Annotated in this window: 17 protein-coding genes; 5 read left to right on the top strand and 12 right to left on the bottom strand. The window is 56.9% G+C overall.

Annotated features, from left to right (window positions below; all coding sequences use genetic code 11):
• Window positions 1-10 precede the first annotated feature (10 nt).
• The 3 genes from BFG58_RS22700 to BFG58_RS22710 all read right to left on the bottom strand — a co-directional run bounded on the left by BFG58_RS22700 (window position 11) and on the right by BFG58_RS22710 (window position 4058).
• Entirely contained in the window at window positions 11-526 is a 516-nt protein-coding gene (locus BFG58_RS22700) for a protein disulfide oxidoreductase (protein ID WP_069720634.1), read from the bottom strand.
• Between the two features lie 76 nt (window positions 527-602).
• Window positions 603-2783 carry a polysaccharide biosynthesis tyrosine autokinase gene (locus BFG58_RS22705; RefSeq protein WP_069720635.1) on the bottom strand — a complete coding sequence of 727 codons (2181 nt, stop codon included), beginning with the start codon at window positions 2781-2783 and terminating at the stop codon, window positions 603-605.
• A gap of 135 nt (window positions 2784-2918) precedes the next feature.
• A complete protein-coding gene (locus BFG58_RS22710) occupies window positions 2919-4058 on the bottom strand; it encodes a polysaccharide export protein (protein WP_069720636.1) in 1140 nt (379 codons plus the stop codon).
• 488 nt (window positions 4059-4546) lie between these two features.
• On the opposite strand from BFG58_RS22710, the gene BFG58_RS22715 reads away from it, so the two are divergent.
• Complete coding sequence (locus BFG58_RS22715; RefSeq protein WP_008500887.1) at window positions 4547-4879, top strand: RcnB family protein; 333 nt, start codon at window positions 4547-4549, stop codon at window positions 4877-4879.
• Window positions 4830-5309 (top strand): GNAT family N-acetyltransferase, encoded by a 480-nt coding sequence (locus tag BFG58_RS22720; protein WP_045908655.1) that lies wholly within the window; start codon window positions 4830-4832, stop codon window positions 5307-5309. Before BFG58_RS22715 ends, BFG58_RS22720 begins: the two co-directional genes overlap by 50 nt.
• Before the next feature lie 95 nt (window positions 5310-5404).
• On the opposite strand, the gene apbC is transcribed toward BFG58_RS22720, so the two are convergent.
• Complete coding sequence (apbC, locus tag BFG58_RS22725) at window positions 5405-6514, bottom strand: iron-sulfur cluster carrier protein ApbC (protein ID WP_045908656.1); 1110 nt, start codon at window positions 6512-6514, stop codon at window positions 5405-5407.
• A 137-nt stretch (window positions 6515-6651) separates the two neighbouring features.
• Here apbC and metG point away from each other — a divergent pair, with 137 nt between their 5' ends.
• A complete protein-coding gene (gene metG, locus BFG58_RS22730; RefSeq protein WP_069720637.1) occupies window positions 6652-8685 on the top strand; it encodes a methionine--tRNA ligase in 2034 nt (677 codons plus the stop codon).
• A gap of 110 nt (window positions 8686-8795) precedes the next feature.
• Here the strand turns inward: metG and BFG58_RS22735 are convergent, their stop codons facing one another.
• From BFG58_RS22735 to BFG58_RS22745, 3 genes are read right to left on the bottom strand one after another with little or no spacing between them, the layout of a single operon-like run.
• Window positions 8796-9266 carry a DUF1456 family protein gene (locus BFG58_RS22735; protein WP_008500891.1) on the bottom strand — a complete coding sequence of 157 codons (471 nt, stop codon included), beginning with the start codon at window positions 9264-9266 and terminating at the stop codon, window positions 8796-8798.
• 46 nt (window positions 9267-9312) lie between these two features.
• Window positions 9313-10032 carry a two-component system response regulator BtsR gene (btsR, locus tag BFG58_RS22740; RefSeq protein WP_024908144.1) on the bottom strand — a complete coding sequence of 240 codons (720 nt, stop codon included), beginning with the start codon at window positions 10030-10032 and terminating at the stop codon, window positions 9313-9315.
• A complete protein-coding gene (locus tag BFG58_RS22745) occupies window positions 10026-11711 on the bottom strand; it encodes a sensor histidine kinase (protein WP_069720638.1) in 1686 nt (561 codons plus the stop codon). Before BFG58_RS22745 ends, btsR begins: the two co-directional genes overlap by 7 nt.
• A gap of 217 nt (window positions 11712-11928) precedes the next feature.
• Here BFG58_RS22745 and mlrA point away from each other — a divergent pair, with 217 nt between their 5' ends.
• Together mlrA and BFG58_RS23655 are read left to right on the top strand one after the other, a co-directional pair.
• Window positions 11929-12669, top strand: a complete 741-nt coding sequence (mlrA, locus tag BFG58_RS22750) for an HTH-type transcriptional regulator MlrA (RefSeq protein ID WP_048224086.1) — start codon at window positions 11929-11931, stop codon at window positions 12667-12669.
• A 69-nt stretch (window positions 12670-12738) separates the two neighbouring features.
• The gene (locus tag BFG58_RS23655; protein WP_008500895.1) at window positions 12739-12852 is read left to right on the top strand and encodes a protein YohO; all 114 of its coding nucleotides are present in this window, start codon (window positions 12739-12741) and stop codon (window positions 12850-12852) included.
• Here BFG58_RS23655 and BFG58_RS22755 read toward each other — a convergent pair.
• The 5 genes from BFG58_RS22755 to bglX form a co-directional block, all read right to left on the bottom strand.
• Window positions 12827-13564: an ABC transporter permease gene (locus BFG58_RS22755; protein ID WP_048028250.1), complete on the bottom strand. Its 738-nt coding sequence runs from the start codon at window positions 13562-13564 to the stop codon at window positions 12827-12829. The two genes, BFG58_RS23655 and BFG58_RS22755, sit on opposite strands and share 26 nt — an antisense overlap.
• Complete coding sequence (locus BFG58_RS22760) at window positions 13548-14498, bottom strand: ABC transporter ATP-binding protein (RefSeq protein ID WP_069720639.1); 951 nt, start codon at window positions 14496-14498, stop codon at window positions 13548-13550. Before BFG58_RS22760 ends, BFG58_RS22755 begins: the two co-directional genes overlap by 17 nt.
• Complete coding sequence (locus BFG58_RS22765; protein WP_069720640.1) at window positions 14491-15648, bottom strand: ABC transporter permease; 1158 nt, start codon at window positions 15646-15648, stop codon at window positions 14491-14493. The genes BFG58_RS22760 and BFG58_RS22765 overlap by 8 nt, the downstream gene beginning before the upstream one ends.
• A gap of 12 nt (window positions 15649-15660) precedes the next feature.
• Entirely contained in the window at window positions 15661-16578 is a 918-nt protein-coding gene (locus BFG58_RS22770; protein ID WP_021241490.1) for an ABC transporter substrate-binding protein, read from the bottom strand.
• A 147-nt stretch (window positions 16579-16725) separates the two neighbouring features.
• A complete protein-coding gene (bglX, locus tag BFG58_RS22775; RefSeq protein WP_048028242.1) occupies window positions 16726-19023 on the bottom strand; it encodes a beta-glucosidase BglX in 2298 nt (765 codons plus the stop codon).
• Window positions 19024-19127: the final 104 nt, after the last annotated feature.

The following is a 19127-nucleotide window of genomic DNA, read 5'->3' on the forward strand; positions in this document are numbered from 1 at the left end:
GGGGTTATTTTTATACGCCTGCCCACCACATCCTTAATTTTAATCCCCAGTAGCTCGTCCAGCCCGTTGTGGTACTGACCACGTTCCCCTTCGACACAACCACCAGCGTTGGCGTGACGCTCACCTGCCACTGCTGCGACAAAGCACCGTTTGCATCGTTAATGACCGGCATTTTCAGCTGTTTCTTATCAACCCAGCGCTCAAGCTTTGCGTTGTCACCGGAACGCATGGCGATACTCACCACGTTTCCGCCCTCTTCTGCCAGTTGATTAACCGCAGGCGTCGTGTAGCGGCAAATGCTGCACCAGGTCGCCCAGACGTAGATCAGCAGCGGACGATCCTGGCTGAGCGCCGCAATATCGTGAACGTTGCCGTCGATACTCGTCATCGGCGTTGCACTAAAACTGGCGGGGAGTGTCGGTTTTCGGTATTGATCCACACCCCACACCAAGGCCAGCGTCAGCAGAACGAGTATTATCCCTTCCCGCGCCCAGCGGCGCAGTCGATTGATTTTGCGGTTATCCATTGTGACCTCATGTTTTAATGGAGGTCATCTTAACGGGCAATACGCCATCACGCTGTAAAGAAGTGTCGCGCCAGGGTTACTCCGGGCTATAACCGTAGTCGTAATAGCTGTACCCCGAGTTGTAATAGAGCGCGGCAGATTTCACTATGTCATTGAGGATCGTGCCACTCACCTGCACGCCCATCCGTTCCATACGCTTAAGGCTGGTCTCGATCTCTTTAACGCTGGTTTTACCAAAGCGGGCGACCAGCAGCGTGGTGGCGGCTGCTCTGGCTATCAGCAAAGCATCCGTGACGGCAAGCACAGGCGGAGTGTCGATAATCACCATGTCATATCGCTTTTCAATCTGCGACATTATCCCCTGAAGGCATTCACTCATGAGCAGATCGACGGGATGGGCAGGTTGAGGTCCGCAGGTCAGTACATCAAAACCGCCTTTTTCGAAGCGTTGAACCGCCTCCTGCCACTCGACCGTTCCGTCGAGCACGCTGGACAACCCCCGCTGATTATTGAGCCTGAACACGTTGTGGACATAACCCTTGCGCATATCCGCATCAATAAACAGCACCCGCTGTCCGGCCTGCGCCAGAATCGACGCCAGCGAAGAACTGACCAGCGTCTTTCCGCAGTCCTGCGTGGGGCCAGACACCACGACAATCCGGTTTGTGGCATCCATCATGGTAAAATGCAAACTGGTGCGCAGCCCGCGTATCGCCTCGACAAACGAATCAGCCGGACGATCGATGGGCAGAAAAGGCACGTTGGCTATCTTGTGCTTCCAGTGGGAAGTAAACAGGTTTCTCCTGCGCAGGTGCGTTTTTTTCCATAACCATGCCGAGCGCGGAAGCGTTACCAGCAGCGGCATTCCGAGCTCATCCAGTTGTTCTGACGACGTAATGCCCCGCTTAAAGGCTGAACGCACTAAAACCGTTCCGGCAGAAAGTATCAACCCCATCAGCATACCAAACACGATAATGAGTGCTATGCGCGGTTCAACCGGAGTAGGCTGCGTCATGGCCGGGTCAATGATCCGCACGTTCCCGATCGCGCTGGAGCGCGAGATGCTCAGCTCTTGCTGACGCGTCAGCAACTGCATGTACACGGTACGCCCGGATTCAACGTCACGACTCAAACGTAATATTTCCTGCTGCGTGGAAGGCATGGATGACACGCGGCTATTCAGGCGTGCGCGCTCCCGTTCAAGGGTTTGTTTCTTCTCCCGTAAAGCACGGTAGGTCGGATGATCTTTTTTGAACAGCTGAGAGACTTCTGCTTCGCGAAATATAAGCTCGTTAAGCTGATTTTCCACGTTAACCACCTGATCAAGCACCGACTTTGCCTCAAGAGATAAATCGACCGAATCGCGCTGCTCTCGGTAAGCATTCAGTCGTGCCTCGGCTTCATTCAGTTCGAGACTGATTTTAGGTAACTGATCCTGTAAGAACGCGAGGCTGCGGGAATCTTTAGCCTCCTGGCGCGCAATGTTCTGGCTGAGAAAATGTTCAGCAATCGAATTAAGTATTGTGGCGGTCTTGTCGGGATCGTCGCCCGTTAGCGTTAAGGCGATCATACCGCTCTGTTTCGCCGACTCGGCAATCGTAAGTCTGCTCTGAAGGGCGTTGATCGCGTCAAGCCTGGTCACGGTGTTGAGGGTAAATTGCGTTCCCGGTACCGCACTGAGGGATGTCACCAGAAGCGATACGCCCTCTTTAACCAGCGCTTTTCCGACAACGCCCTCTGCTTCAAGTGTTTTCCCCTCAAGACGATATCGCCCCTGCTCCTGAACGGTGAGTAAAAGCGTTTGTGGCTCACCTTCCACAAGAGGAATATTCAGCGAGCCAATCGTGATTTCCGCCGGTTTGCGGCCCTGCACGTGCTGCCAAAGCGCCCCGATAACGGGGAACATGCGCTGGCTAACCTCGTAGGTCAACCCTAATTGATCAACGGTCTCGCCGAGGACCATCCGTGACTTGAGGAGTAAAAGTTCTGGGGCGACATCGGGTGAAAGATCGGGCCTGAACGACGTCAGGTTCTTGAGCAGCGCGTTGCCCTGCTTCGCTTCGACCTGCACCAGGGCATCAGCCTGATAAACTGGCGTGGCGCTGAATGCGTAGATCCCCGCACACACCGTAAACAGAAGTGTTACACACGCGATCGTTACCCGGTGATCGAACATCTCAGCAAGCAGCTGAATAAGATCCATTTCGTTATTCTGCGGCGTCGCAGCACGATATTTGTCTGATTGAGAAGACGACATTACGGCTTCATTCCTTGTTAACTTAAACGGCAGGCCCATTCCTGACGGGCTTTTCCTGATTGCCCGAAAATGACCGCTCACCAATCGGTGAGCTGCACATATTGCCGGTGCAGACCACTAAGATTGAAGGGAACATTACTGCGGCCACGCTCTGATGTTACGAACGGTTTCGGTCAGGTCATGTACGCCGCTGATGGTGGGTACCAGTTGGGAGATCACGCGATTCCAGCGTGATAGCGGTGCCGTGGTGACATAGACAATGTCATACGGCTCAAGCTGAAATTCCGTACCCAGCACCATGGCTGACGCATCTTCCGCATTCAGCTGATAGATATTGGCGATTTTGTCGGTGTCGCCTTTTTTCGATGCCTGCCGAATAACAAAAATGCCGGTTGCATCGGCCATATTTTGGTTAAGCCCCCCGGCATTCCCCAGGGCCTCGGCCAGCGTCATGCCGCTACGATCCATCTTAAGCGTGCTCTGTTTAATCACTTCCCCCATCACGAACACCTTCAGCGCGTCGTTCCGGGGCACAAACAGGATATCGCCAGGATAAAGCAGCTTATTTTGGGTCAAATCGCCATGCTGCATCAGAGCATAGAGGGAAAGGTGCGCGTCCTGTCCATTATGTGTGAGCACGACGTTCCGCCAGTCGGCATCCGCCGAGAGTCCACCCGCAGCGTTAACCGCGTCCATCACCGTCAACGGAATATTGGTTATCGGTTGTTGCCCTGATTTTTCTACCTCACCGGTGACGTAGGCTTTTTGTGAACGGAAGGCGGCAACGCTGACGTCCACCTGCGGGCTCTCAATAACGTTATCCAGTCGAGCCGTAATCTCGTCGCGTACCTGTGAAACCGTTTTTCCTGCTACCCGCAGTTTACCGACATAGGGATAAAAGAGCGTGCCGTCGGCGTTAACCCAGTTGCCGGCATCGCTCGCGCTACGATATTGTCCTGCCGGCGTCGTTAATTCAGGGTGATCCCAGACGGTGACCGTCAGGATGTCACCCGTACCAATACGGTATTCCCAGCGTTTGATCTGCTCATCCAGATTAGGATTTGCCTGAGATTTCGACACGGGCGGACGCAGTTTTTCAATCAATTCCGGCGTCAGGGGAAAAATTTCCACGCGCTTTTCGAGCTGATAATTTGCCTCTTCCGGCGAAATAACGTTCTTCCCGGACACAGTTAAGTCCTGGCCTGGTGAAAACATACACCCCGTTAACTGAGTCATACTCAGAAATAAGAGCGAAAATGCAGTTGTACTTTTCATTAATATAAATATTTCTTTTCAACGTTGCGTTTATCGTCAAGCCTGTAAAAAGACTTAAGCTAACATCATGAAATTTAATTGATTACTCTTTCTAGGGGTGAAATTACTGGCATTATAAAACGCACTTCACCCGCTTTCTAAAAAGCAGAGCCTTTGCCTGGTCTTGTTAAAAAAATGGCGGTAAGCACGCTGCACTCGAAGGCGATATTAAATGCTCTTCAGGCGGAAAGCATTCGCATCGTTTTCTAACTTTGATATGAAAAGTTATTTTCAGAATTAATAAATGAAATGATAAATATTAAAAATGTAAGACACTGGCAATATTCCCGACACTGATAAACATCACGCAATTGGGCTACACAAAACCGTCCACTTTTGTTACATTTTTTTTCAAACATACCCTGCGTTGATACTTAAAATGGACTGTCTGCTTCGCTTTGCACGACCCGCAGACGAAAAGTATCTGTAACGATATCACTGGAGAAAAAATGGCTAAGCGTAAACTGCTGCTTCTGGGTGTATTACTGTCTCTGGCGGGATCTGCATTCTCTGCCCCGCAAACGGCCGCTGCACCCTCCGGCATCAAGGCCTATGAAGAACAAGAGTTCATCGCTGACTTCACGAAATTCAAGATTGGCGACACGGCGCCGGCGCAGTATCAAACGCCGGAGTACACCATCAAACAGTACCAGCTGCGTAATCTGCCGGCGCCGGATGCCGGAACCCACTGGACCTACATGGGCGAGAATTACGTGTTGATTGGCGATGCGGATGGCAAAATCTACAAAGCCTATAATGGAGATATTTTCTATCACCGCTAATACCATCCTGATCCGCCCCTGGCAGGAAAGCGATCGCCCTTTCCTGCGCACGCTCTTCCTCCACGCCCGGCGTGAAGCCTGGCCATGGCTGGACAGTTCAGACTGGCAGCTTGAAGACTTTGACGCGGCCACCCGTGACGAAGTGATTTGGGTTGCCACGCAGAACGGCCATCGACTGGGTTTTGCTTCCGTCTGGACGAACGATAATTTTCTGCACAACCTCTTTGTTGACCCGCAGTATCAAAGCCACGGCGTCGGGAAAATGCTCCTGGAACAGGTGCAGAAGACGTTTACCAGTACGGGTTCGCTTAAGTGTCTGGTGAAGAATGCGCGGGCTGTCGCGTTTTACCAGCGGCACGGCTGGCACATTGAGGCGACGGGGGATTCTCCGGAGGGAGAGTATTATTTGATGCACTATCGGTTGGGTTAAAGTCGGGTGGCGGCTTCGCCTTACCCGACCTACGTGATAGTGCCAGTTGTAGGCCGGGTAAGCGAAGCGCCACCCGGCAATTCAACGCGAAGGCGTTACACCGCGCGGAACGCGATTTCGCCCGGGATCACTTCGCCCTGCCAGTAAAGCTGCGCCGCAACGCGACCCGCCAGCTGACGATACATCTCTGCAAATTCGCTGTCCGGACGGCTGACCACCGTCGGCTTACCGCTATCCAGATCTTCGCGCAGGGTAATGTGCAGCGGCATCTGTCCCAGCAGTTGGGTGTGATACTTCGCGGCCAGTTTTTCTGCGCCACCCGTACCAAAGATAGGTTCGTGATGACCGCAGTTGCTGCAGATGTGCATGCTCATGTTCTCCACGATACCGAGCACCGGCACTTCCACCTTCTCGAACATCACGATGCCTTTTTTGGCGTCGATCAGCGCGATATCCTGCGGCGTGGTCACCACAACGGCTCCCGTCACCGGAATGTTTTGCGCCAGCGTGAGCTGAATATCACCGGTGCCCGGCGGCATGTCCAGAACCAGATAATCCAGATCCGGCCACATCGTCTCCTGCAGCATCTGCAGCAGCGCTTTGCTGGCCATCGGGCCGCGCCAGACCATGGCGTTATCGTCAGTCACCAGGTAACCGATGGAGTTGGTCGCCAGACCGTGCGCCATGATTGGCGCCATGTGGGTGCCGTCCGGTGAGGTTGGACGCTGGTTTTCCGCGCCCAGCATATTTGGAATAGACGGACCGTAGATGTCGGCATCCAGAATACCGACCTTTGCCCCTTCCGCTGCCAGCGCCAGCGCCAGGTTTACGGCGGTAGAGGATTTTCCCACCCCGCCTTTGCCCGAGCTCACGGCAATGATGTTTTTCACGCCGTTCACGCCAGGCTGGTTTTTCACGCGTTTCAGCGTGGCAATGCTGTGGCTCAGCTTCCAGTCGATCGCCTTCGCGCCGGTCATGCGCAGCAGCTCAGAGCTGGTCTGCTCTTTCAGCGCGTCAAAGGCGCTGGTCCAGACGAACGGCATCTGCAGCTCAATGTGCAGCGTATCATCCAGCCAGGCAACGTGGTGTAACGCTTTCAGCGTAGTGAGATTATGCTTCAGGGTTGGATGCTGAAAGTTAGCCAGCGTCCCGGCGACCATTGCTCGTAAGGCTTCCGGTGATTTGGCCTGGGATTGAGAACTCATCCCGACTCCTTTGTTCTTGTGAATAAGACCTTAGATGAACAAGTTTACCTGAAAGGCCGTGGTTTGTGCTTACTTAATAATGCCCCTTTTGGTAATATCAAAAACCCTTTTCACAGTTAAAAGAAGTAATGCCTACTATGACTCAAGTCGCGAAGAAAATTCTGGTAACGTGCGCACTGCCGTACGCCAACGGCTCAATCCACCTCGGCCACATGCTGGAGCATATCCAGGCTGATGTCTGGGTCCGTTACCAGCGAATGCGCGGCCACGAGGTTAACTTCATCTGTGCGGACGATGCCCACGGCACGCCGATCATGCTGAAAGCGCAGCAGCTGGGGATCTCCCCGGAGCAGATGATTGCCGAAATGAGTCAGGAGCATCAGACCGATTTTGCTGGCTTTGACATCAGCTATGACAACTATCACTCCACGCACAGCGACGAAAACCGCGAGCTGTCGGAGCTGATCTACACCCGTCTGAAAGAGAACGGTTTTATTAAAAACCGCACCATCTCTCAGCTGTACGATCCGGAAAAAGGCATGTTCCTGCCGGACCGCTTCGTCAAAGGCACCTGTCCGAAATGTAAATCCCCGGATCAGTACGGCGATAACTGCGAAGTGTGCGGCGCAACCTACAGCCCGACCGAGCTTATCGAGCCGAAATCCGTGGTTTCCGGCGCCACGCCTGTGATGCGTGACTCCGAGCACTTCTTCTTCGACCTGCCGTCCTTCAGCGAAATGCTGCAGGCGTGGACCCGCAGCGGCGCGCTGCAGGAGCAGGTGGCGAACAAGATGCAGGAGTGGTTCGAATCCGGCCTGCAGCAGTGGGATATCTCCCGCGATGCGCCGTACTTCGGCTTCGAAATCCCGAACGCACCGGGTAAATACTTCTACGTCTGGCTGGACGCGCCAATCGGCTACATGGGCTCCTTCAAAAACCTGTGCGACAAGCGTGGCGATACCGTGAGCTTCGACGAATACTGGAAGAAAGATTCCACGGCAGAGCTGTACCACTTCATCGGTAAAGACATCGTTTACTTCCACAGCCTGTTCTGGCCGGCCATGCTGGAAGGCAGCAACTTCCGCAAGCCAACCAACCTGTTTGTTCACGGCTACGTGACGGTGAACGGCGCCAAGATGTCCAAGTCCCGCGGGACGTTCATCAAGGCCAGCACCTGGCTGAACCACTTCGACGCGGACAGCCTGCGCTACTACTACACCGCGAAGCTCTCTTCCCGCATCGACGATATCGACCTGAACCTGGAAGATTTCGTGCAGCGCGTGAATGCGGACATCGTCAACAAGGTGGTGAACCTGGCGTCACGTAACGCGGGCTTCATCGCCAAGCGTTTTGATGGCGTGCTTTCTGCCGAACTGGCCGATCCTGAGCTGTATAAAACCTTCACTGATGCCGCCGCTGCGGTTGGCGAAGCCTGGGAAAGCCGTGAATTCGGTAAAGCGATTCGCGAAGTCATGGCGCTGGCCGATGTTGCCAACCGCTATGTGGACGAGCAGGCCCCGTGGGTGGTCGCGAAACAGGAAGGCCGTGACGCCGACCTGCAGGCGATCTGCACCATGGGTCTGAACATGTTCCGCGTGCTGATGACCTGGCTGAAGCCGGTTCTGCCACAGCTGGCAGCCCGTGCTGAAGCGTTCCTGAACACGGAACTGACCTGGGATGCTATCCAGCAGCCGCTGCTCGGCCACAAGGTCAACACCTTCAAAGCGCTGTACAACCGCATCGAGATGAAGCAGGTTGAAGCCCTGGTGGAAGCCTCTAAAGAAGAGGTGAAGGCAGCAGCGGCACCGGTCACCGGCCCGCTGGCAGACGACCCGATTCAGGAAACCATTACCTTCGATGATTTCGCCAAAGTCGACCTGCGCGTGGCGCTGATCGAAAACGCGGAGTTCGTGGAAGGCTCTGACAAGCTGCTGCGCCTGACGCTGGATCTGGGCGGCGAGAAGCGCAACGTCTTCTCCGGGATCCGCTCTGCTTACCCGGATCCGCAGGTGCTGATCGGCCGTCAGACCGTGATGGTCGCCAACCTGGCGCCGCGTAAAATGCGCTTCGGCATCTCTGAGGGGATGGTGATGGCTGCAGGCCCTGGCGGGAAAGATATCTTCCTGTTAAGCCCTGACGAAGGCGCGAAGCCGGGTCAGCAGGTGAAATAACAAAAAAGCCGGAGATTATCTCCGGCTTTTTTTTGCCCGGCGGCGCTACGCTTGCACGGGCCTACGGGTTTTGTAGGCCGGGTAAGGCGAAGCCGCCACCCGGCTAAACATCACGCCTTCGGGTGATGCACCCGGTGGGTCAGCCCGCGCAGGAAATTACGCAGGAACTGGTCACCGCACTCGCGGTAGTTTTTATGATCCGGCGCGCGCATCATGGCGGTCACTTCCGGCACGGATACGCGAAATTTTTGCTCGGTCATGATCGCCACGATATCGTCCGTTTTCAGCGAGAACGCGATACGCAGCTTTTTCAGCACCGTGTTGTTGTTCACCCGACGCTCCAGCGCCAGCTCTGGTGCGGCCGGATCTTTGCCACGCTTATCGTAAATCAGGCCGTTCAGGAAACCCGACAGAATGATGTCAGGGCAGCGGACAAAGCCCTCTTCGTCTTCTTTGGTCATCCACGTGTCAAAACTCGCAGACGTGGATTCCATATCAGACAGCGCAAGAATGCGCACCATGTCGTTATTGTTCGCTTTCAGGGTGTAGCGCAGGCTACGAAGAATATCGTTACTTAGCATAGAGCCTTCGAATGTCGATGATGCAATGGCGCGCAGTGTACCAGCTTTACAGCCCAATCGCCTCTTTCAAACTCTTCAGGTAGCGACGGCTGACGGGTACCGTTTGTCCGGCACGCAGCACCAGCTCGGCCTGGCCGTTATCTTCCAGGCGGATCTCCTTCAGATGCGCCATATTCACCAGGTACTGACGGTGACAGCGAATCAGCGGCGTGCGGCTCTCCAGCGTGCGCAGGGTCAGCTCGGTAAACCCTTCGTTCCCTTCCGCGCTGGTGACAAACACCCCGCTCAGACGGCTGCTGACAAAGGCCACATCATCCATCTGCAGAAGATAAATCCGGCTGTGCCCGGTGCAGGGGATAAACTTCAGCGGCTGCTGGTTTTCCGGCAGCAGCGTGACGTCCTGGACCGTGCGCTCCTGGCGTAAACGGGTGAGCGTTTTTTCAAGGCGCTTCTCTTCAATCGGCTTGAGCAGATAGTCAAACGCGTGCTCCTCAAAGGCCTTAACGGCATATTCATCAAACGCCGTCAGAAAGACGATGTAGGGACGATGTTCCGGATCGAGCATGCCGACCATCTCCAGCCCGCTGATGCGGGGCATCTGAATATCGAGGAACAACACGTCCGGACGCAGTTTGTGCACCGCGCCGATGGCCTCAATGGCGTTCGCGCACTCTCCCACAATCTCAATATCCGGCTGCTCCTGCAGCAGAACGCGCAGGTTTTCCCGTGCCAGCGGCTCGTCATCCACAATCAGCACTCTTAACATGCGTTTTCCTCCAGCGGCAGTCGTACGGTAATACGGGTAAATCGGTCGGGCTCGCAGGCGACGGTAATGCCACAGTCATCGCCAAAATGGGCGCGCAGGCGTTTATCCACCAGGCTCATCCCTAAACCGCCGGAGGCGGAAGGCTGATAAAGCCCGGCATTATCTTCAATATCCAGCACCAGGTGATGGTTGAAACTGCTGGCGGCAATGGTTATCTCCCCCGTTCCCAGCAGCTGTGATGTACCGTGCTTAATGGCGTTTTCCACAATCGGCTGCAGGGTAAAGGCCGGAAGATGCTGATACGCCAGCTCATCCGGTACGGAGAGCGACACCTGCAGACGAGACTGGAAACGCGCCTGTTCAATCTGCAGATAGGCATTTACGTGCTCAATCTCATCGGCGAGGGTGACGATCTCAGACGGACGTTTCAGATTTTTACGGAAAAAGGTCGACAGAAACTGCACCAGTTGGGCGGCCTGATCGCTGTCGCGGCGGATCACCGCTTTAAGCGTATTGAGGGCGTTGAACAGGAAATGCGGATTGACCTGGGCATGCAGCAGTTTGATCTCAGACTGCGTCAGCAGGGCTTTCTGCCGCTCATACTGTCCGGCGAGGATTTGCGCGGACAGCAGCTGGGCGATCCCCTCCCCCAGCGTGCGGTTGATCGAGCTGAACAGACGGTTTTTCGCCTCATACAGTTTGATGGTGCCCATCACCCGCTGATTCTCGCCGCGCAGCGGAATCACCAGCGTGGAGCCCAGCTTGCACTGCGGATGCAGCGAACAGCGGTAAGGCACTTCGTTACCGTCGGCATACACCACCTCGCCGGTTTCAATGGCGCGCAGCGTGTAGGCTGAAGAGATCGGTTTACCCGGCAGATGGTGATCGTCGCCGGTGCCGGTAAAGGCCAGCAGCCGCTCGCGGTCGGTGATGGCTACCGCGCCGATATCCAGCTCCTTGTAGAGCACCTGCGCCACCTTCATGCTGTTCTCTTCGTTAAACCCCTGGCGCAGGATCCCTTCGGTCGAGGCGGCAACCTTCAGCGCCGTGGCGGAAAAGGCCGAGGTGTACTTCTCAAACATGGCGCGCTTGTCGAGCAGAATGCGCATAAACAGCGCCGCGCCCACGGTATTGGTCACCATCATCGGAGCAGCAATGCTGCTGACCAGGTGCAGCGCATCCTCAAACGGACGAGCAATCAGCAGGATGATCGCCATCTGCGCCATTTCGGCCACAAAGGTGATGGCTCCGGCGGTGAGCGGGCTGAAGACTTTATCCGGGCGGCCGCGTTTAATCATGTAGCTGTGAACCAGGCCGCCAAGCAGACCTTCCACAATCGTGGAGATCATACAGCTCAGGGCCGTCATCCCGCCCATGGAATAGCGATGCAGCCCCCCGGTTAAACCGACAAGGCCACCGACGACGGGACCGCCCAGCAGCCCCCCCATCACCGCGCCAATCGCGCGCGTGTTGGCAATAGAGTCTTCGATATGGAGACCAAAATAAGTCCCCATGATGCAGAAAATAGAGAAGGTGACGTAGCAGAGCAGCTTATGCGGCAGACGTACGGTGACCTGCATCAGCGGAATAAACAGGCGCGTTTTACTCATCAGCCAGGCAATGACAAGAAACACGCACATCTGCTGAAGCAACAGCAGCACCAGATTAAACTCGTACATACTCAAAACCGCACACGCTAAAAACGCGTAACATACACGGATGCGGCTTAACTTTCTTTGAAGCATCCCATAAAAGCGCAAAATCGTGTCCGTTATCACACCTTTTTCTGAATATCGCGCATGCTTCGCATTGTTTGTTCAAAAATCAATCAATCCTTCCTGGTTCGGAAAAGTGGGTCTACAGTTAAGCTGGGGACGCGTAAGCCAGGGGGCGAATATGGCGCTTTACACGATAGGTGAAGTGGCACTCCTTTGTGATATCAATCCCGTTACCCTACGGGCGTGGCAGCGACGGTATGGATTACTCAAACCGCAGAGAACGGACGGTGGTCATCGCCTTTTCAATGAGGCCGATATCGACCGCATCCGCGAGATTAAGAGCTGGATCGACAACGGCGTGCAGGTCGGCAAAGTGAAGTCCCTTCTGAGCCACGACGACCCGGATACGCAGCATCTCTGGCGCGAACAACAGGAAACCCTGCTGCGGCTCCTGCAGGCGGGGAACCTGCAGCGCCTGCGCGCATGGATAAAAGAGCAGGGCCGCGATTACCCGGCACAGACGCTGATCTCCCATCTTTTCATTCCGCTTCGTCGACGCCTGCAATGCCAACAGTCTACCCTGCAGGCGCTGCTCAGCATGCTCGACGGGGTGCTGATCAACTACATTGCCGTCTGCCTTGCCTCGGCGAAGAACAAAGCCGGCAAAGATGCGCTGGTGGTGGGCTGGAACGTGCACGATACCACCCGCCTGTGGCTGGAAGCGTGGATAGCCACCCAGAAGGGCTGGCGCGTGGATGTCCTGGCGCACTCGCTGGCGCAGCTCAGACCTGAGTTTTTCGACGGCCAGACCCTGCTGGTCTGGTGTGGCGAAGTGCCGTCCGCCACGCAGCAACAGCTGCTGACGGAATGGCGTGAGAATGGTTACCCGGTTTATTCCCTTGGCCCGGATGAGCCATAACGGCATTTAATGGTTCATTAACAGCTGCGCTTCACCGTATAATTGTTCCGTTAACAACAGGAGCACATGATGAAGGCAACCAAACTGGCCATTATTACCCTTTTTGTACTGATGGCCGTAAGCGGCATCGGCGGCGTAATGCTGGCAGGGTACTCGTTTATTGTTCGCGGCGGTGTCGGCTGAGGTACAGCGCCAGCCGCTCAAAAGCGCGATCGACGACGATTGCCGCCAGCGCGACCAGCACCGCTCCCTGCACAATATAAGCCGTATTAAACCCGCTTAAGCCGATAATGATCGGCGTTCCCAGCGTATTAGCACCGACCGTCGACGCAATGGTCGCCGTCCCGATGTTAATGATGACCGACGTGCGGATCCCGGCAATGATAACCGGTGCCGCAAGCGGCAGTTCAACCTTACGCAGCCGCTGGCCGCGACTCATCCCCACCCCTTCCGCCACGCTCAGCACGGACGCAGGTACCGCCGCGATGCCCGCCAGCGTGCCCTGCAGAACCGGCAATACGCCGTATAATATCAGCGCAATGATGGCAGGCTGTTGGCCAAAGCCCATCACCGGAACCGCTATCGCCAGCACCGCCACGGGCGGAAACGTCTGTCCGATGGCCGCAATCGTCTCCACCAGCGGGCGAAACTCCCGGCCCGCAGGCCGCGTGACCGCGATGCCCGCCCCCACGCCCAGCACAACCGCGATGGCGCTTGAGAGCGCCACCAGCCAGAGATGCGCCAGGGCGAGATTAATGAAGCTCTCCTGCTGATACACCGGCCGCGGCAGTCCGGGAAAGAGGCTGTTAAAAAGCGCCGCGCTGTGGGGCATCAGAAACAGTAAAGCGACAAAGAGCGCTACCAGCCAGAGGAGCGGATCACGCAGTGCCTTCACGCGTCACCTCCCCGGCCAGCAGATCGCGAAAGTGTAAGGTTCCGCACGGCGCGCCCCGGGCATCCGAAACGGGCAATACCTCGCACTGGCGTGCGACAAACGCGGAGAGCGCATCCCGCAGGCTCATCTGCGCCTGCAGCGGTTCGCCGCTCACCGGCACCGCCTCCCGACGCATATAGTCGCTGACCGTTCGCAGGGAGAGCAGCCTGACGCCCAGTTCGCTGCGGCCAAAAAACTCGCGCACAAAGTCGTTCTTCGGCCAGGTTAATAGCTCTAGCGGCGAGCCCTGCTGCACCACTTCGCCATGATCCATCAGCACCAGATGGTCAGCCAGGCGCAGGGCTTCATCAATATCGTGCGTCACAAGTACGATCGTGCGTCCGAGAATGCGGTGAATGCGGGTCATCTCCGCCTGCAGCGCCCCGCGCGTAACCGGATCCAGCGCGCCAAAGGGTTCGTCCATCAGCAACACCTGCGGGTTGGCCGCCAGCGCGCGCGCCACGCCCACGCGCTGCTGCTGCCCGCCGGAAAGCTGGTGCGGATAGCGATCGCGCAGCGCGGGCTCGAGCCCCAGCAGAGACATCAGCTCATCAACACGATCGGCGATTTTCGCCCGCGACCATTTTTCCAGCTGCAGCACGGTGGCGATGTTCTGCGCCACCGTCCAGTGCGGAAACAGGCCGATAGACTGAATGGCATAGCCCATCCGACGGCGCAGCTCCAGCACCGGCAGGCTGTGGATCTCTTCCCCGGCAAAGCGAATCAGCCCGCTGTCATGCTCAACCAGCCGGTTGATCATCTTCAGCGTGGTGGACTTGCCCGACCCCGAGGTGCCTATCAGCACGGAAAACGCTCCCTCGGCAAAGTTCAGGTTCAGGTGGCTCGCCGCCGGGCGACCGGCAAAGGTTTTACTGACATCATGAAATTCAATCATTGGCTCTTCTCCCGAGTAGCGCGAGCCATAAGGCAAACAGTGCGTCGACGACCACCGCCAGCGCAACCGTGGGCAACACGCCCAATAACACCAGATCCAGAGCACTGCTCAGCAGCCCCTGGAACACCAGTGCGCCAAAACCCCCCGCGCCAATCAGCGCCGCAATCACCGCCATGCCGACGGTCTGGACCGCCACCACCCGCAGGCTACGCAGCAGCAGGGGCAGCGCCAGCGGGAGCTGAATTTTCCAGAAACACTGCCGCGCGCTCATTCCCATCGCATGGGCGCTTTCCAGCACGTCAGGTGCGACCTGGCCTAAACCTGCGACCACGCCGCGCACCAGCGGCAGCAGGGCATACAGCACCAGCGCGATAAGGGCGGGCGTTAGCCCCGTCCCGGCAACACCGAGCGTTCCGAGCACCGGGAATGACTTCACCAGCCCGGCCAGTGGCGCAATCAGCAGGCCAAACAGCGCAACGGAAGGAATGGTCTGGATAACGTTGAGCACGGCAAAAATCCCGCCCTGGCGTGAAGGATGGCGATAGCACCACATGCCAAGAGGGATCCCAATCAGGAGCGCCGGAACGAGCGTACCGAAGAGGATCGTCAGGTGCTGCGCGAGGGCATCATCAAACACCTCCTGACGGTTGGCGTACTCTTTTAACAGCGAGAGGTTGTTCAGTTCCCCGCTGAACAGCAGGAGTAAAGGAATACACCATATCTGCGCATTGAGCACCCAGCGCCAGACGGCACTGGCGATGAGTCGACGAATGGCATCGCTGCAGGCCAGCAGGCAGAGCGCCAGCCACAGCCACAGGCCGCTGCCGATAGTGGTTCTCGCCAGCGGACTTTCCGCCGAGGCCATATGCGTCGCCGCCAGCCCGGCGCTCCAGAACAGGAGGATAAACAACCCTTCAGAGAGGAACAGCGTAAGCCACTGCGCCGGGCGTCCCTGCCAGAGCGACAGGATCACCCACGCGCCCAGCGACGCCACAAGCCACCCCGGCGTAAACGACCAGACCTGCCAGAGCGCTTTGCCCTCCCCCGACATCAGGCGGTTTGGGGCAACGTTGACAAACGGTAACGCGACCGCCGCGATGGCCACGCAGGCCAGCAGCAGCAGGACGCGGTTATGACATTTTATTGGCACAGCCTTTTCCCGTTACTTCACAAGCCCTTGTTGCTTCAGGAAGTCGGCGGCCACTTTTTTGGCGTCCAGTCCCTCAACGGCGATGCTGGCATTCAGCTGCTGCAGCGTTTTTTCATCCAGCTTTTCGAAAACCGGTTTGAGCCATTCTGCAATGTCCGGGTACGCTTTTAGCACCGCCTCGCGTACCACGGGGGTCGGCGCGTAAATCGGCTGTACGCCTTTTGGATCGGTCAGGGTTTGCAGGCCAAGCGCCGCCACCGGGCCGTCGGTGCCGTAGGCCATTGCCGCGTTAACGCCGGAGGTTTGCTGTGCCGCCGCTTTGATGGTCACCGCGGTATCTCCGCCCGCCAGCGAGAGCAGCTGAGCCTGGTCGAGCTTGAAGTCGTAGGCTTTTTCGAACGCCGGGAGCGCATCAGGACGCTCGATAAACTCCGCGGACGCCGCCAGCTTAAAGTCGCCCTTCTCTTTCAGGTAGCGGCTGAGATCCGCCAGGGTGGTCAGCTTCCCTTTCTCCGCCACGTCCTTGCGCACGGCGATAGTCCAGGTATTGTTGGCTGGCGCCGGGGTCAGCCAGACCAGTTTGTTCTGTTCCGCGTCGAGTTTTTTGACTTTCTCATACCCGGCTTTGGCGTTTTTCCATGCCGGATCGTTTTCATCTTTGAAGAAGAATGCGCCGTTGCCGGTGTATTCCGGGTAGATATCCAGCTCGCCGGAGGTAATTGCGCCGCGCACAACAGGCGTAGTGCCGAGCTGGACTTTATTGACCGTTTTCACGCCGTGACTTTCCAGCACCTGCAAAATAATATTGCCGAGCAGCGCGCCTTCGGTATCGATCTTTGAGCCCACCTTTACCGGCTCCGCCGCCTGTAACGGCAGGCTCAGCGCCGCCAGTAACACCGCAGATCCCAACATCCCCTTTGCAATCGTCATTCCGCTATCCTCATTTTTTTGCTGCCTTTTTCAGAGGCTTGAGAGAAAAGCGTAGCTTAAAACGGCGGAATTAACCGTCAAAATGCCTTTTTAGCATAAGGTAAGACGCCTCCCCCGCAGGACGGGGGGAGGCAAAGGAGGGAAAGGTTACAGCAGCTCGAACTCGCCTTTATTCACGCGGGCGGAGTCCACGCCGATAAAGACGTTAAATTTGCCCGGTTCCGCATCATATTTCATCTGCTGGTTCCAGAACTTCAGCGCATCCACGTCGATCGGGAAGCTGATGGTTTTGGTTTCCCCCGGCTTCAGGTTGACCTTCTCAAAACCGCGCAGCTGTTTCACCGGACGGCTCATCGACGCGGTGACATCCTGAACGTACATCTGAATCACCGTTGCCCCTTCGCGCTTGCCGGTGTTGGTTACCTCAACGCTGGCGGTGACGTTGCCGTCACGCTTCAGGCTCGGTGACGACATTTTGACGTCAGAAACCTTGAAGGTGGTGTAGCTCAGGCCGTAACCAAACGGATACAGCGGGCCGTTAGCTTCGTCGAAGTAACGAGACGTGTATTTGTTCGGCTTGTCGGCGTTGTACGGGCGACCGGTATTCAGGTGGCTGTAGTAGACCGGGATCTGCCCGACGGAGCGCGGGAAGGACATCGGCAGCTTGCCTGACGGGTTGTAATCGCCAAACAGCACGTCGGCGATGGCGTTACCGCCTTCGGTACCGGCGAACCAGGTTTCCAGGATGGCGTCAGCCTGCTGGTCTTCTTTCACCAGCGCCAGCGGACGACCGTTCATCAGCACCAGCACCAACGGCTTGCCGGTGGCTTTCAGGGCGGCGATCAGATCGCGCTGGCTCTGTGGAATGGTGATATCGGTCCGGCTGGAGGCTTCGTGCGCCATACCCTGCGCTTCCCCCACGACCGCGACAACGACGTCAGACTGCTTCGCGGCGTTCACCGCCTCGTCAATCATCTCCTTCGGCGTGCGCGGATCGACCTTCACCGCTTCTTCATACTGGTTAAGGAAGGTCACGATGTCTTTATCGTTGGTGACGTTCGCCCCTTTGGCGTAAACCACTTTGGCGTTTTCACCGACGGCACTCTTGATACCGGTCAGCACGGTCACGGACTGGTCAGCCACGCCCGCGGCAGACCAGCTGCCCATCACGTCGCGCTTGCTGTCGGCCAGCGGCCCCACCACGGCAATGGTGCCGGATTTTTTCAGCGGCAGCGTGTCGAGGCGGTTTTTCAGCAGCACCAGGCTTTCGCGCGCCACGTCACGCGCTTCTTTGCGGTGCAGGCGGCTTTCAGCATTGGTATCTGCCGGGTCAGACTCTTTCGGACCCAGGTGGCTGTACGGATCGTTAAACAGCCCCATGTCGTATTTCACGTTCAGCACGTGACGGGTGGCATCGTCCAGCTCCGCCATCGTCACCTTGCCGCTCTTCACCAGCCCCGGCAGGTATTTGCTGTAATACTCGTCGCTCATGCTCATGTTGATGCCGGACTTGAGCGCGACGCGCACCGCGTCTTCCGGGTCGGAAGCGGTACCGTGTTTGATCAGCTCTTTAATCGCGCCGTGGTCGGAAACGGTGATGCCCTTAAAGCCCCACTGGTCGCGCAGCACGTCTTTCAGCAGCCAGGAATCAGAGGTCGCAGGCGTGCCGTTCAGCGAGTTCAGCGCCACCATCACCGCGCCGCTGCCCGCATCCAGACCGGCCTTGTACGGCGGCATGTAGTCGTTGAACAGGCGCTGCGGGCTCATGTCGACGGTATTGTACTCTTTACCGCCCTCCACCGCGCCGTAGGCCGCGAAGTGTTTGACGCTGGTCATCACCGAGTAGCGGTCCGCCGGGCTTTTGCCCTGCATCGCTTCCACCATGGTTTTACCCATAGTGGAGGTTAAATACGTATCTTCACCAAAGCCTTCCGAGCCGCGGCCCCAACGCGGATCGCGCGAGACGTCCACCATAGGCGCCCAGGTCATGTTCAGGCCGTCGTCCGCCGCTTCATAAGCCGACACGCGCCCGACGGTTTTCACCGCGTCGAGGTTAAAGGAGGAGGCTAAGCCGAGGCTGATGGGGAAGACGGTACGCTGGCCGTGCACCACGTCATAGGCAAAAAACAGCGGAATTTTCAGGCGGCTGAGATCCATCACCTGGTCCTGCATCTTGCGGATATCCTGGCGGGTGACGGTATTAAAGATGGCCCCTACCTGCCCGTCTTTGATCATCTCGCGGATGGCCTCTTTCGGGTTATCCGGGCCGACGCTGATCAGACGCAGCTGGCCGATTTTCTCATCGACCGTCATTTTCTTGAGCAATTCCGTGACAAACGCATCCCGCGCTTCAGGCGTGAGCGGGTGATTGCCAAACAAATCCTCTGCCAGCGCAGGTTGCAGCGCCAGGCTGACGGCGACACCTACAGAACATAGCCATTTCATGTCGTTTTACTCTCTCATCAATAACCGCCGGACGATCTCGGCCATACCGTGCGAAAAGCGCAGTGTGCCACAAACCCTCCGATCGTTGCAGGGTTATTCTCTGA

Source organism: Enterobacter sp. ku-bf2 (assembly GCF_001742765.1).
Classification (GTDB): domain Bacteria; phylum Pseudomonadota; class Gammaproteobacteria; order Enterobacterales; family Enterobacteriaceae; genus Enterobacter; species Enterobacter quasiroggenkampii.